Origin of the sequence: Geminocystis sp. M7585_C2015_104 (assembly GCA_015295805.1) — a bacterium.
In the GTDB taxonomy this organism is placed as follows: Bacteria; Cyanobacteriota; Cyanobacteriia; order Cyanobacteriales; family Cyanobacteriaceae; genus DVEF01.
On record DVEF01000089.1, the window covers coordinates 35,012 to 47,471 of the forward strand.

13 protein-coding genes are annotated in these 12,460 nt (G+C 42.2%); 8 read left to right on the forward strand and 5 right to left on the reverse strand.

Annotated features, from left to right (window positions below; translation table 11 throughout):
- Positions 1–25 precede the first annotated feature (25 nt).
- Positions 26–2,491 (reverse strand): EAL domain-containing protein, encoded by a 2,466-nt coding sequence (locus tag IGQ44_10435; GenBank protein ID HIK38389.1) that lies wholly within the window; start codon positions 2,489–2,491, stop codon positions 26–28.
- Positions 2,454–2,696, reverse strand: coding sequence for a hypothetical protein (locus tag IGQ44_10440; protein HIK38390.1), 243 nt, complete (start codon positions 2,694–2,696; stop codon positions 2,454–2,456). The genes IGQ44_10435 and IGQ44_10440 overlap by 38 nt, the downstream gene beginning before the upstream one ends.
- On the opposite strand from IGQ44_10440, the gene IGQ44_10445 reads away from it, so the two are divergent.
- From IGQ44_10445 to IGQ44_10460, 4 genes are read left to right on the forward strand one after another with little or no spacing between them, the layout of a single operon-like run.
- Positions 2,668–3,456, forward strand: coding sequence for a DUF2993 domain-containing protein (locus IGQ44_10445; GenBank protein HIK38391.1), 789 nt, complete (start codon positions 2,668–2,670; stop codon positions 3,454–3,456). The two genes, IGQ44_10440 and IGQ44_10445, sit on opposite strands and share 29 nt — an antisense overlap.
- On the forward strand, positions 3,440–4,072 hold the full coding sequence (locus tag IGQ44_10450; GenBank protein HIK38392.1) for a GerMN domain-containing protein: 633 nt from the start codon (positions 3,440–3,442) through the stop codon (positions 4,070–4,072). Before IGQ44_10445 ends, IGQ44_10450 begins: the two co-directional genes overlap by 17 nt.
- A 27-nt stretch (positions 4,073–4,099) precedes the next feature.
- Positions 4,100–5,242, forward strand: coding sequence for an esterase-like activity of phytase family protein (locus tag IGQ44_10455; protein ID HIK38393.1), 1,143 nt, complete (start codon positions 4,100–4,102; stop codon positions 5,240–5,242).
- Positions 5,239–6,513 carry a competence/damage-inducible protein A gene (locus tag IGQ44_10460; protein ID HIK38394.1) on the forward strand — a complete coding sequence of 425 codons (1,275 nt, stop codon included), beginning with the start codon at positions 5,239–5,241 and terminating at the stop codon, positions 6,511–6,513. Before IGQ44_10455 ends, IGQ44_10460 begins: the two co-directional genes overlap by 4 nt.
- Here the strand turns inward: IGQ44_10460 and IGQ44_10465 are convergent.
- Both IGQ44_10465 and IGQ44_10470 read right to left on the reverse strand, forming a co-directional pair.
- On the reverse strand, positions 6,510–6,860 hold the full coding sequence (locus IGQ44_10465; protein HIK38395.1) for a hypothetical protein: 351 nt from the start codon (positions 6,858–6,860) through the stop codon (positions 6,510–6,512). The genes IGQ44_10460 and IGQ44_10465 overlap by 4 nt on opposite strands.
- 62 nt (positions 6,861–6,922) lie before the next feature.
- Complete coding sequence (locus IGQ44_10470; GenBank protein ID HIK38396.1) at positions 6,923–7,447, reverse strand: hypothetical protein; 525 nt, start codon at positions 7,445–7,447, stop codon at positions 6,923–6,925.
- 327 nt (positions 7,448–7,774) lie between these two features.
- Here IGQ44_10470 and IGQ44_10475 point away from each other — a divergent pair, with 327 nt between their 5' ends.
- Positions 7,775–8,299: a hypothetical protein gene (locus tag IGQ44_10475; GenBank protein HIK38397.1), complete on the forward strand. Its 525-nt coding sequence runs from the start codon at positions 7,775–7,777 to the stop codon at positions 8,297–8,299.
- A 19-nt stretch (positions 8,300–8,318) separates the two neighbouring features.
- On the opposite strand, the gene IGQ44_10480 is transcribed toward IGQ44_10475, so the two are convergent.
- Complete coding sequence (locus tag IGQ44_10480; protein ID HIK38398.1) at positions 8,319–9,878, reverse strand: DNA helicase; 1,560 nt, start codon at positions 9,876–9,878, stop codon at positions 8,319–8,321.
- 101 nt (positions 9,879–9,979) lie between these two features.
- Between IGQ44_10480 and psb28 the strand changes: the two genes are divergently transcribed.
- The 3 genes from psb28 (at position 9,980) to IGQ44_10495 (ending at position 12,301) form a co-directional block, all read left to right on the forward strand.
- Positions 9,980–10,318, forward strand: coding sequence for a photosystem II reaction center protein Psb28 (gene psb28 / locus IGQ44_10485; protein ID HIK38399.1), 339 nt, complete (start codon positions 9,980–9,982; stop codon positions 10,316–10,318).
- Between the two features lie 79 nt (positions 10,319–10,397).
- A complete protein-coding gene (lpdA, locus tag IGQ44_10490; GenBank protein HIK38400.1) occupies positions 10,398–11,822 on the forward strand; it encodes a dihydrolipoyl dehydrogenase in 1,425 nt (474 codons plus the stop codon).
- A 95-nt stretch (positions 11,823–11,917) separates the two neighbouring features.
- Entirely contained in the window at positions 11,918–12,301 is a 384-nt protein-coding gene (locus tag IGQ44_10495) for a hypothetical protein (protein HIK38401.1), read from the forward strand.
- Positions 12,302–12,460: the final 159 nt, after the last annotated feature.

Consider the following 12,460-nt stretch of genomic DNA (forward strand, 5'->3'; position numbering starts at 1 on the left):
TTTCTCTCACAGGTGTAGATATTTATCATTCTTTACTCTCACGGGCCAAATAGGTAGCAAAATCCGCTGCAGTTAACGGGTAAGAAAACAAGTATCCCTGTCCATAATTACAGTTTATTCTCTGTAATATTTCCTTTTGTCTTTCTGTCTCTATTCCCTTAGCAATTGTCTTTATGTTTAACACCTTACAAGCCGCTATTATTGCCTCTATAAAGAGCCTAGTCTCCTTTTCCGTTTCAATTCTTTCTACGTAATTTTGAGCTATTTTAACAGACTTAAAGGGAAACTTATGGAGGTTGGATATGCAAAATGCCCCTTGGCCAAAGTCGTCCAGACACAAATCTATTCCCAGTTGGTTTAACCCTCTAATTATTATGCTGCTAGCATGAGGATTTTTTTGGATACTCTGCTCTTTAATTTCAAACTGTAGTTTCCCAGGGTTAATTTGGTTTTTTCTTATACAGTTGTGAATTGTGTTGAGAGTCTCTTGATTTTTCAACTGATATTCTGATATATTTATACTGATAGGTATTGTCCTGAGTATTGGCCAACTTTTTAGGTCACCTACCAGAGTGTTAATTAAGTACTCCTCAAAAATATAAATCAGGCCACTTTTCTCGAGGGTGGAGATAAATTCTTCCGGATAAATCAAACCAAATCTGGGGTGTTGCCAGCGGACTAAGATTTCTGCGGATACTACTTTCTCTGTGGATAAATCTATTACGGGTTGGTAGAAAAATTTGAACTGATTGTTTTGGATTCCCTCAAAAAAACTTCTCTCCCATGAAGACGCCCCATTATCAGTTTCCTCCAGTTCATCATGATAAAATTGAAACTGACGGCGTCCGCTTCTTTTTGCTTGATACATGGCCAAATCAGCCCGGCGAATTAATTGTTTCAAATCCTCACCATCCTGTGGGAAAATAGCAATGCCTATACTCGCCGAAATGTTGACTTTTTTTTTCAAAATCTCGAAGGGTTCACTGAGAACAGAAATGATTTTTTCTGCTATAATCTGTAATTGCAGTGGGCTGATAACCATAGGGACGGCTAGGAGAAATTCATCCCCTCCAATACGAGCAAGTAAATCGGTGCTGCGGAGTATTTTCTTCATTCTCTCAGTCGCCTGTATCAGCAATTCATCCCCATAATCATGTCCAAAAGTGTCATTGACTTCCTTGAAATGATCCAAATCGATAAACATTAACCCTACATTAGTCTTTGTCTCCTTGGCATTTTCTAGAATGTCTTCTACTTTTTGGAGGGCGTAGTTGCGGTTGGGAATCTTGGTCAAGTTGTCATATATCGCCTGATATTTTAGCAAAATTTCCTGTTTTTTCTGTTCGGTTATATCCTCTTTTACGGCCACATAATTTGTGATAACTCCCGCTGAGTTGAAAATAGGAGAGATTAAGGCCCTCTCCCAATATAATTCCCCGTTTTTTCTTTTGTTATGAAATTCTCCCCGCCATTCTTTGCCACTGGTAATGGTTTGCCACAACTTTTTGTATTCTTCAGGGCTAGTATAGCCCGACTTTAGGATGCGGGGATTTTTGCCAATAACCTCTTCCCTTTTATATCCAGAAATGGCCTCAAACTTAGCATTCACATACTGTATATTTCCCTGGGCATCGGTGATAACAATAGAGGCAGGACTTTGTTCAGATGCCTGGTATAATATTTTCAATTCCTGCTCCATTTTTTTTCTTTCTGTGATGTCGATAAGAGAGATTAAATAGGCGCCTTTACCATTCCAAATTATAGGCACTGCCCGCATCTCCACGGTGATTATTTCCTCCTTGCGGGGTATTTCCAACTCACTAATAGTATTTAATTCTGCGGGTATACCCAAAGTATGTCCCAGAAGCCTATGACGAGGGCGATTAAACAGTTTTTCCGCCTGCTGATTGATGAAGATTATCTTCCCCTCCAAGTCAACTACAACCATTCCTTGAAGACTGTTATTGATGATAGTTTTGAGCCTTTCTTCAGTTTCTTTAAGGTGTATCTCCGCTTCTTTTCTTGCCTTTACCTCTGCCAAAAGACGTTTATTTTGCGCCTTTAGTTTTTTGGTAAGTTGACTAATTTTAAGACAGGAATTAATACGGGAAAGAAGTTCTGGATATTGCACCGGCTTTGTGATATAGTCATAGGCGCCCAACTCTAAACCTCTTACTTTGTCCTCCGTATCCCCCAAAGCGGTAAGAAAAATGATGGGTATGTCCTTAGTCTTGGGAGATTTTTTTAGAATCGAACAGGCCCTAAATCCGTTTAATTCGGGCATGACTATATCTAGTATAATTAGGTCCGGGATAACCTCAAATATTTCCTGTATCCCCTTAATAATTTCAGTCTCCGCTATAACCCTAAAACCATTTTTTTTTAGGAAAAGACTCAGAATTTCTAGGTTAGTCCTGTCGTCGTCTATGATATAAATCAAGTAGGGGTGGAGCCTATTTTCGCCAGATGGGGGTAGGTGGGGAGATGACATGGTCGGTGGTGGGTTGGTAGGGGAGGGATTCATCTTGCCAAAAACTGGAGTAGGAAATAGAGAGGGGGCATGTTAAAATGGGGGAAGACAAATAATGAAAGAAAGGAAACCCCCCCGCCGGTGGCGCCATAAAAGCCACTTCAAACCGAGAATAAGAAGAGTTGATAGGAGAGGATATGGAATTGTTGTCTACGCTACTTACCATTATAATCTCAACCTTGGGGGTGGGGGGGTACGCGGTTAATAATTTGTTAATCAATAACATCAAAAGGAATTCCCAGCAGGTGGAAAAAATAGAAGTGAGGGTGAATAGTATCCCCGGTTATCAACTGTTGGGAGGGAAAATAGACTCATTACAGATGAGTATAAAAAAATGGCAACCGAGAAACTCAATAGTATTTGACTTGGTAGAGGTAGAAACGGATAGTATTCAATTGAATCTATCAGCTATAACAAATCAACAGAGAAATTGGCGACAGCTATTACAAACACCTGTGGCTGTGGCGGGAAGGATTATTTTAACAGAGGAAAATCTAAATAAGTTATTAAAATCGCCAGAGGTACAATCCTTGATAGAGAGAATAGGGGGAAGAGTGAAAATCGCAGATTTGAATATAGACTTACAAGCCAACAATCGGATTCGCATTGACGGCAAAACCAAACTACCTCTCAGGGGGGAGGAGTTGTTAAATATTAGTTTAGAATTCAACCTGGAGCTGACTAGAGGACATAAACTAGAAATTAGAAATATAGCCGGAACTTTAAATAATAGACCATTGTCATCTAGACTGTTAAATGAGTTGGTAGATGGCGTCAATGACAGGTTGAGTTTAAGGCAGTGGGAGAGAGATGGCATTACTGCTAGACTTTTAAGATTAAATACTAATGAGAATCAACTAGAAATAGCTGGTTTTATTCACATAGACAACAAGAAGACTATACAAGACTATGACAGAAGACAATAAATCTCATTCCCCTGTATCCCTCAGAATACTTGCTTCCCTTGCCACTGCCATACTTGCCTGTGGCGGGTTTGCGGCATGGTTTACTTATACAAAACTACAATCCGCCAACGAAGTAACCCAACCCATAGATGGAGAAAAAGCGAAACAACAACAAACCCCAACACCACAAAAACCCCCTACCCAACAGCCAATACAGAAACAAGAGGTAGAGATATATATCCTGGATGACAAATTAAACCTGATACCCAAAAAGGTGGCAGTGGCGGGGGTAGAAAATCCTAACCCCCAGTCAATCCTAACAGCAGCCTTCAATCAGCTTCTCACCAATACCAGGGATAATGACACGGCAATCCCAGCCAATACCAGGTTACTCAGCCTAAAGGTGAAAGCGGATGGAATTCATGTAGACTTGTCAAAAGAATTCACCAGTGGTGGTGGCAGTAGTAGTATGATTGCCCGTTTGGGACAGGTGATTTATACTGCTACCAGTTTGGATGCCAAGGCAAAAGTTTGGATTAACGTAGAGGGTAAACCATTAGAAATTTTAGGAGAAGAAGGGTTAATGGTAGATCAACCCATGACGCGGGAATCATTCCAGCAGTCGTTTAGTGGGTAACTGCCTTCACTGGGAGGACTATTTACCATGGTAAGAGGAAAATGGAAGTTAAAAGGAGTGGGATTTTGTCTCTGTCTGTTTTTATCCCTACTGTCGGTTTTATCTACAGGAAAAGTGGGGGTATTGGCGGCAGATGAGAGAATTTTTCTCCCCCTTACCTTGGAATTTTTAGATGAATATGAGTTTAAAGACAATCGGTATAACGATACAGTAGTAGGTGGTTTTTCTGGAATAACTTACAATCCCCTAGAGGACACATATTATATCATTTCTGACGACCGTTCCCAATATTCCCCTGCCAGATTTTATAAGGCAAAAATTAGAATTGACGGAGAAAAAATCAGTGATGTTATCCTGGAAGATGTTGTCCTTTTGAAGGATGAGGCAGGGAATTTATACCCCGAAAATACCATCGATGCCGAGGGAATTGCTTATACTCCTCGTCAGACATTGTTTATCAGTAGTGAGGGGGTGGTAGATAGGAAGATTTCTCCATTCATCAACGAGTATGACTTACAAGGCAATCTTATCAGTAAGCTGCCAATTGCTTCAAAATACATTCCCGCGGAGAAGGGAAAAGGCATACAGAATAATTTAGGATTTGAATCTTTGGCTATCAAGGCTAATAGCCTTTCCCCTAAAGAGTCATTCCGCCTATTTACAGCCACAGAAGCCGCTTTGAGTCAAGATTTAAATTCAAACAACCCCCAAACGAATTTAAATGCCCGTTTTTTGCATTATCTTGTTGGCAATAACCCCCTATTGATAGGCGAACATTTGTATAAAATTGCTCCGGCAACTTCAACCACTTTGTACAATGGAATATGTGAGTTATTGGCCTTACCAGAAGAAGGTCATTTACTAAGTCTAGAAAGAACTTTTGGCCTGGGGGGATATGGGGCAAAAATTTTCCAGATAACAATAGCAAATGCCAGTGATACTACCCTCCAAGAATCCCTAAACAACAATGACAATCTAGTACCAATAAGGAAAAAATTGTTGTTGGATTTGGGGGAATTGGGTATACAATTAGATAACCTAGAGGGGATGACATTGGGGCCCCGCCTGGCTGATGGCAGTCAAAGTTTGATTGTCGTCAGTGACAATAACTTCGCCCCAAACAACCAACAAAAAAATCAATTCCTACTGTTTAGACTGAGTAAGTCATGACTGCTGAAATCATCTGTGTAGGCACAGAATTACTATTAGGAAATACCCTAAACAGCAACGCCCAATATTTGGCACAACAACTGGCAAATCTGGGAATCCCCCACTACTTCCAAACGGTAGTAGGAGATAATCTAGAAAGAATCCACCATGTGCTAAAGATAGCCTTGCAAAGGGCAGAAATTCTCATCTTCACCGGTGGTTTAGGACCTACACCAGACGATCTTACCACAGAAGCGGTGGCCTCCTTCTTCAAAATTCCCCTGGAAGAGAAACGGGAAATAATTGAAGAAATAGCCGGCAAATTTGCAGCTAGAGGTCAAAAAATGCCAGAAAACAACCGAAAACAAGCACTATTGCCCGCCGGAGCCCAAGTAATACCCAATCCCACTGGCACCGCCCCAGGTTTTATCCTCCAACCCTACAGGGACATTGTAAACCACCCGCAACAAAAATTAACAGTTATTACATTGCCAGGAGTGCCATCGGAAATGAAAATAATGTGGGAGGAAACAGTAATAGCCTTTTTAGAAAGTCAGGGGTGGGGGAAGGAAAAAATCTACAGCGAGATGATGAGGTTTAGGGGTATAGGAGAATCAGCCTTAGCCACAAAGGTAAACCACCTTTTTTCCCTTACCAACCCTACAGTAGCACCTTATGCCTCCCCGGGGGAAGTGAAATTGAGAGTGTCTGCCAAGGCAACCAGTGTGGAGGAGGCGCGTAAAATCATGAATCCTGTTGTAGAAGAAATTAAAGCCATTGCCGGGGAAGATTATGTAGGCTCGGATGATGATACCCTAGAAAGGGTGGTAGGGAAATTGTTACAACAGAGAGGGGAAACAGTTAGCGTTGCCGAATCCTGTACTGGTGGCGGTATAGGACATATGATTACAAGTGTACCTGGAAGTTCAGCGTATTTTTATGGGGGGATAATAGCCTACAGCAACGAGGTGAAGATAAGGCAATTGGGGGTTGAGGCAAAGGCTATAGAGAGAGAAGGCGCGGTTTCCGAGACAGTGGCAAAACAGATGGCATGGGGGGTTAAAGAGAGATTAGCCACAGACTGGGGTATAGGTGTTACAGGTATTGCAGGCCCCGGGGGTGGTAGTGAGAGTAAGCCTGTGGGGTTAGTATATGTAGGAGTTGCCAAGCCGGATGGGGAAACAGTAGCCTATGAATTCCGATTTGGCAAAAATCGTAGTCGCGAGATAATTCGCCTACTTACCTGTGGCGAAGCCTTAGATAAACTCCGCCGTCATCTTCTTAAATCCTAGAATGTACTACCATTCCACCCCCACAGATAACCCTTAGCATCGGCGAATTCTATGTATATGCGGTTTTGGGGCACCCCCAATTCTCGGTTTATTATACTACAAAATTCTTGACTCATGGCCTTTGTTTGATTGGGAGTCATATTCCCAATGCTTTTCACCTCAATATAGCACACTGGGTCGAAGGTGCCTGCAAAAGTCATGGGGGTATCTGATTCAAAAATTGTCATAACATATGATTCCGACTTCCCCAGATGACTTGCCAGTTTTGCAGAAAGAGTCTTCAAAAGACTATTAATCTTCTCCTCTTGTGGGCGAGATACTGATGTTTGTACTTTTATTAATGGCATATTAGCTATTCTTTTTCTCTTCCTGCTTATTGTTATATCATACTCAGCCCGGGGTTTTCTATTCAGTGTTTGTTATTGTTTTCCTCCCTGAGAATATAAAAGCGTTTTTTCTCTGGATCATAAAATATCCCATACTCAGCAAATTCATGTCCTTTTGCTTTCAGGAAACTGTCATAGCCCGCATATTTAACATAATCTGTTTTTTTGAGTATTTGCCACACTTCCTGACGGGAAATATAAACGACTTCTTCTTCTTTGTGAGAAAGGGATACTGGTGGGGGAGAGGGAGATGTAATCGGTTGTAGCGAGGAAGTTGATAAACTAGCTTCGAGTCTTTCTATTCTCCTGATAATTTCCCTCAGGGAATTGCTAAATTTTTCTTCCAGTTTATCTTGGTCTACTAGAGGTTTACCCCCGTTTATTACTATTCCCAACACCGCTTTATCTTCATTCAGGCACGCATCTATAAGAGTTTCTATAACTAAAGAAGCATCCAAATTTTTCCCAATACACCATTGTTTGAATTGTCGCCATTTGTCTTCATCTATCCCAAAGCTATTGTTGGGATTTTTCCTTCTTCTAGTCATTCTTGTTTTCCCCACATTATAGGTTGGCTATTTCAACGCAAAAAGGGGTTGTTTTGCCCTCGACAATTATATCACTTGTCGGTAAAAATTTGAAGTATGTTCATTCCACTTGCTAACCTCTGCTCATCCTAATCATAGGCTTAATTTTATTTTCTTTCATCCAAGTTAGCCATTTCCCCCTAACAGTTGTACATTTTATAGGTATAAATTCCCGAAATAGGGAATTAATTTAACTTAATAAATCCCTGTAAAAATACTTAACAGAAAAGGGGAAAGAAATAGGCTAACTTAGAAATAGGACCAGAGTCACAGGGAAATGATTGGCTTATGTTAAACATAGTATTTTCCCGTCATCATAATCATAATCATAGGGAGATAGATTGGCATACAGTAATTCTTTTTACCCTTGGTTTTTGGCTGAGTGGCAGTTTTGTTTTAGATTTTGTATTAATCCCATCTCTCTCCCTAACGGGGATGATGGGTAGTGACGAGTTTGCCTATGTGGGGTTTGTTTTATTTGGCATATTTAACAGAGTAGAGATGATTTGTGCCTCCCTTATTCTTACTGCTACTCTAGTAGAGGGCACACAACACCACTTTACGGCAAGAAAACAACAGTCGGCAGTGATTTTTGCCACTATTCTGTTGCTAATCTCTCTGGCTTATACCTACATATTTACCCCCAATTTGACAGCCTGGGGATTGTGTTTAGACCAGTTTAACACCACCAGGCCCTTGTCTGTCAATATGATCCTTTGGCATAGTGGCTATTGGTTGTTGGAGGGATTAAAATACGCCTTAGCCGTTACCCTGTTGAGATGGAATTATCGCAACGGTTGTCTTAGCAGATAAGTGGTAGATGGGGATATAATCAAACCCCGTCTATGGTGTTGGTGAGGGTTTTGTTAACATAGTCTTGGATTTTGCTGTAAGGTTCAAGGGATTTTAGAATAGTACCACCATAGCTACGACAGTTTACCCTGCCGTCTAGTAAGGCTAACACTCCCCCGTATTGACGAAGAGGTTGTGTTATTCTTTGTAGAGTTTGGATAGCAGTGGGTAACAGATAGAGGCGAAACCAGTCTTTTTTCTGTTTTTTTAGTAAACTAACTTGTGCGGAAACCAAGGGATTTTCCACAGAGGGAATGGGCAAAGTTGGGACGATAACAAGTTGGGGGGATAACTGGGGGTTAGAGAATTCTTCTTGGTGTTTCAACCAATAGTTGGTGTGGCAAACAATGATGCTATTTTGAACTAGAATACTCTCATTTAATCTTACTCTTGAGCCGAAGGAGGCTGCTAAACTGGCCGTGATTTGACTCTGGAGAGGGATATCGTCTATTATAACTATGATGGGGCGATGGTTTGTCCCTATTGTACTTATCAATCCAGCAATTTCTTGAATAGCCTTTGTGGCAAAAATGGGAGTATTAGGCAGGGGAAAATGACTGGCAATATACAGTTTTAGGGGTTTACTTTGAGGAGGGGTAGAGAATTTTAGACAGGTGAAATCTTCGGTATTTATGCCGATTTTCCTCCCATAATCCTTGGGATTCTTTTCCGAATCTAGATGACTTCCTATGATAATAAATTTCCCTCTTTGCCAAATGGTTTCAAAAAAAGGTTTAAGCCTCAGGGGGGTGGCTTTCAGATAGAAGTATCCCTCATTCTTGCTAAAACAGAAGTGGTGCACGTATTCTCCTTCTCTGCTATCAAAAGTCTGGAAAAATTGAGTCACATTTTCCGGAATGTTAATCCTGTTATTTTTTATAACCTCCCAAAGTCTCAGGAGAAGATAAATCTCCTCCTCTTCTAGAAGATAACTGTTATAACGATTAGGAGGATGGGAGAAGATAGACTTAGCCAACTGGGCAAAACTTTGGCGAAAATAATCCTGTTGAGAAGGGGGTAGTTTTGGGATGATAAGGTGCCAGTCACTAGGGCTAATTTGCCGGGTAAAATAGGAAGAAAAAATATCAGGTATTCTCTCTGCCTCCACAAAAACAGTGACGGGAAAAGAGTAGGCTTGGGGTTTATCTTGGGGATATTGGGAAGAGAAAATATGCTCCAACCAGGAATCATAATTGAGGAGATAAAGTGTTTTTTTTTCCGGCATAAGGGGAGGCTGAGTGGAAACCTGTTTAGAAGAATTTAAGTGTTGTTGGAGGAGAGGAATTTGCTGGTGAAAAAGAGTCTGCCAAAGGGAGGTAGAAGCCACCAGAATCTCAGAAGAGGGAGACAGCAGAAGGGGAATTAAGTAACTGAGAGAGTATTGAGAATGAGAAACCCCAGTTTGAATAATAGTAGAGTCTTTCAGTCTTAAGCCACGGGCAACCATCCTAGCCATGGTAAAAGAGTGTATCCAGTCGCAGTCAAACTTATTTTGCTGGCATAGACTCCTTAAAAGATTATGGACTTTTGCTTCTAACATAGGAGAGGAGATGACAGTCCAATTGATTAAATTCTAGCTATTGGGGGCAAGGATGTGCGATTATAGTATAGATGCCTAAAAACAATTGGGAAAGAGGATTCATGGCTAGAATAGAATTCGCACGCGGTATAGTAGAAGAATCAATCCCCGAGGTTAGATTAACACGTTCCCGCGACGGCAGCAATGGGACGGCTACTTTTCGTTTTGAAAACACCAAAATCTTGGAAAGCGGCAATACCCAGGAAATAACAGGGATGTATATGATAGACGAAGAGGGAGAGTTGGTCACCAGGGAGGTAAAATGTAAATTTGTCAACGGTGAGCCTAAGATGATAGAAGCCGTTTATGTCATGAGAAGTCCAGAAGAATGGGCTCGTTTTATGCGTTTTATGGAACGCTACGCAGAAGAACACGGTTTAACCTTTACTAAATCATCATAATAGCAAAAAAAAGGGGGTAGTACTATTCTGCCACAGTAAGTAGCCCCCATTAGGGGAAAACAGATGGGGAAAGAAGAATATGAGCAAGTTCGATTATGATTTAATTATCATAGGCGCAGGAGTAGGTGGACATGGCGCCGCTTTACATGCCAGCAGGTGTGGCTTGAAAACGGCAATCATAGAGGCTGCAGAAATGGGAGGCACCTGTGTAAATCGGGGTTGTATTCCCTCCAAGGCTTTGTTGGCGGCGGCTGGAAAGGTGAGAGAATTATCCCAACGTCAACAACTACAACACCTGGGAATATACGTCAACGGGGTATCCTACGACCTAAAGGGTATCGCCTCCCATGCCAACAACCTGGTACAAAAAATCCAATCAGACTTGACAAACAGTCTAAAACGCCTCAAAATAGACGTCCATAGAGGATGGGGAAAAATAGCCGGACAACAGAAAGTAGAAGTAATTACCCCAGAGGGAGACGAAAGAATATATACCGCCAGGGATATTATACTATGCCCCGGCTCGGTTCCCTTTGTGCCCAAAGGCATTGAAGTAGACGGCAAAACCGTCTATACCAGCGACACCGCCGTCAAACTGGAGTGGTTGCCCAAATGGGTGGCCATTATCGGCAGTGGCTACATCGGCTTGGAGTTTGCCGACATTTATACCGCCTTGGGGGCAGAGGTGACTATGATAGAAGCATTAGACCGCCTCATGCCCACCTTCGACCCAGATATTGCTAAAATAGCCGAGAGGGTTTTAATCCATAACCGAGACATTGAAACCTATACTGGTGTCTTCGCTACAAAAGTAACCCCAGGTACTCCGGTAAAAATAGAGTTAACATCGGCAAAAACGAAAGAGTTGGTAGAGGTGTTGGAGGTAGACGCCTGTCTAGTAGCAACGGGGAGAATCCCAGCCACTAAGAATCTAGGATTAGAAAATGTTGGGGTAGAGACGGATAGTCGTGGTTTTATCCCCGTCAACGACAGGATGCAGGTTTTAAAAGACGGCGAGGTAGTCCCCCATCTCTGGGCAGTGGGGGATGCTACTGGTAAAATGATGTTGGCACATGCTGCCTCTGGACAGGGGATGGTAGCGGTAGAAAACATCTGTGGCAGAAACAGGGTTATTGACTATCGCAGTATCCCCGCTGCCGCCTTTACCCACCCCGAAATCAGCTATGTGGGTTTAAATGAATCCCAGGCTAAGGAGTTGGGGGAGAAGGAAGGTTTTGCCATTGCCACTACTAAAACCTACTTCAAGGGTAACTCAAAAGCCCTTGCCGAGGGGGAAACGGAGGGGATGGCCAAAATCATCTACCGAGTAGATACTGGTGAATTACTTGGTGTTCATATAATAGGCCCCCATGCCTCAGACTTAATCCAGGAAGCGGCTAATGCCATTGCCTGTCGTCAGTCAGTGAGGGATTTAGCCTTTAATATTCACACCCACCCCACCCTGTCAGAAATCCTAGACGAAGCCTACAAACGCGCCAGCTAAACCCACAACCGGGGGAGTCTTTTCCCCCACAATCCAGTTGAACTTTTTTTACTGATTTACGTCCCCATGGAAGTAGATTTCCCATTATACTTGTCATGTGGAAGCCTATACTTACTGCTATTGGGGTGATTTCCCTTCTTCCTTTTGCTCCTTTAGCCATTGCCCAGTCCAATTCTACCACCCCCTCCTTCAACCGTCAGGAGTGTTTACAACGCATGGCCAAAGAGGGGTTGAAGAATGATCAAGCCGCCGTTTGGTGCAATTATGAGCAACAATGCCTATTACGGGCTCAAAAAGAAGGATTACCTCCCCTTTCTGCCAAGAGTCTTTGCCTTTGTAGCATAAAAGAATTTAGAAAGCGATATAGTACAGAAAAATTCGGGGAGTTGACAAGACGGTCAGAAAAGGATAAAAGGGTGGCCAACCAGTTGCGGGAGGTGGGAGAGGCCTGTTTTGAGAAAGTCCTCTTTGAGGAATAATATCCTCTTCCCCTACAAGCCCATACTTGACAAAGCCATTTATATGGTGCTAGGATGGGGGGGGATAGTTAAAAGGCAGGCGGTGGGACTGCCGAGACAATTGGGCAGCGCATTTTTCTGTAGAGATTTATTATCAAGAAGAAGGGAAAGAAGGAGAAG

What these genes read in the sequence shown, in the direction of transcription:
- lpdA (HIK38400.1), top strand. Translation starts at nt 10,398, where the DNA reads ATGAGCAAGTTCGATTATGATTTAATTATCATAGGCGCAGGAGTAGGT.
- IGQ44_10470 (HIK38396.1), bottom strand. Translation starts at nt 7,447, where the DNA reads ATGACTAGAAGAAGGAAAAATCCCAACAATAGCTTTGGGATAGATGAA.
- IGQ44_10465 (HIK38395.1), bottom strand. Translation starts at nt 6,860, where the DNA reads ATGCCATTAATAAAAGTACAAACATCAGTATCTCGCCCACAAGAGGAG.
- IGQ44_10445 (HIK38391.1), top strand. Translation starts at nt 2,668, where the DNA reads ATGGAATTGTTGTCTACGCTACTTACCATTATAATCTCAACCTTGGGG.
- IGQ44_10440 (HIK38390.1), bottom strand. Translation starts at nt 2,696, where the DNA reads ATGGTAAGTAGCGTAGACAACAATTCCATATCCTCTCCTATCAACTCT.
- IGQ44_10435 (HIK38389.1), bottom strand. Translation starts at nt 2,491, where the DNA reads ATGTCATCTCCCCACCTACCCCCATCTGGCGAAAATAGGCTCCACCCC.
- IGQ44_10455 (HIK38393.1), top strand. Translation starts at nt 4,100, where the DNA reads ATGGTAAGAGGAAAATGGAAGTTAAAAGGAGTGGGATTTTGTCTCTGT.
- IGQ44_10475 (HIK38397.1), top strand. Translation starts at nt 7,775, where the DNA reads ATGTTAAACATAGTATTTTCCCGTCATCATAATCATAATCATAGGGAG.
- IGQ44_10460 (HIK38394.1), top strand. Translation starts at nt 5,239, where the DNA reads ATGACTGCTGAAATCATCTGTGTAGGCACAGAATTACTATTAGGAAAT.
- IGQ44_10480 (HIK38398.1), bottom strand. Translation starts at nt 9,878, where the DNA reads ATGTTAGAAGCAAAAGTCCATAATCTTTTAAGGAGTCTATGCCAGCAA.
- IGQ44_10495 (HIK38401.1), top strand. Translation starts at nt 11,918, where the DNA reads ATGTGGAAGCCTATACTTACTGCTATTGGGGTGATTTCCCTTCTTCCT.
- IGQ44_10450 (HIK38392.1), top strand. Translation starts at nt 3,440, where the DNA reads ATGACAGAAGACAATAAATCTCATTCCCCTGTATCCCTCAGAATACTT.
- psb28 (HIK38399.1), top strand. Translation starts at nt 9,980, where the DNA reads ATGGCTAGAATAGAATTCGCACGCGGTATAGTAGAAGAATCAATCCCC.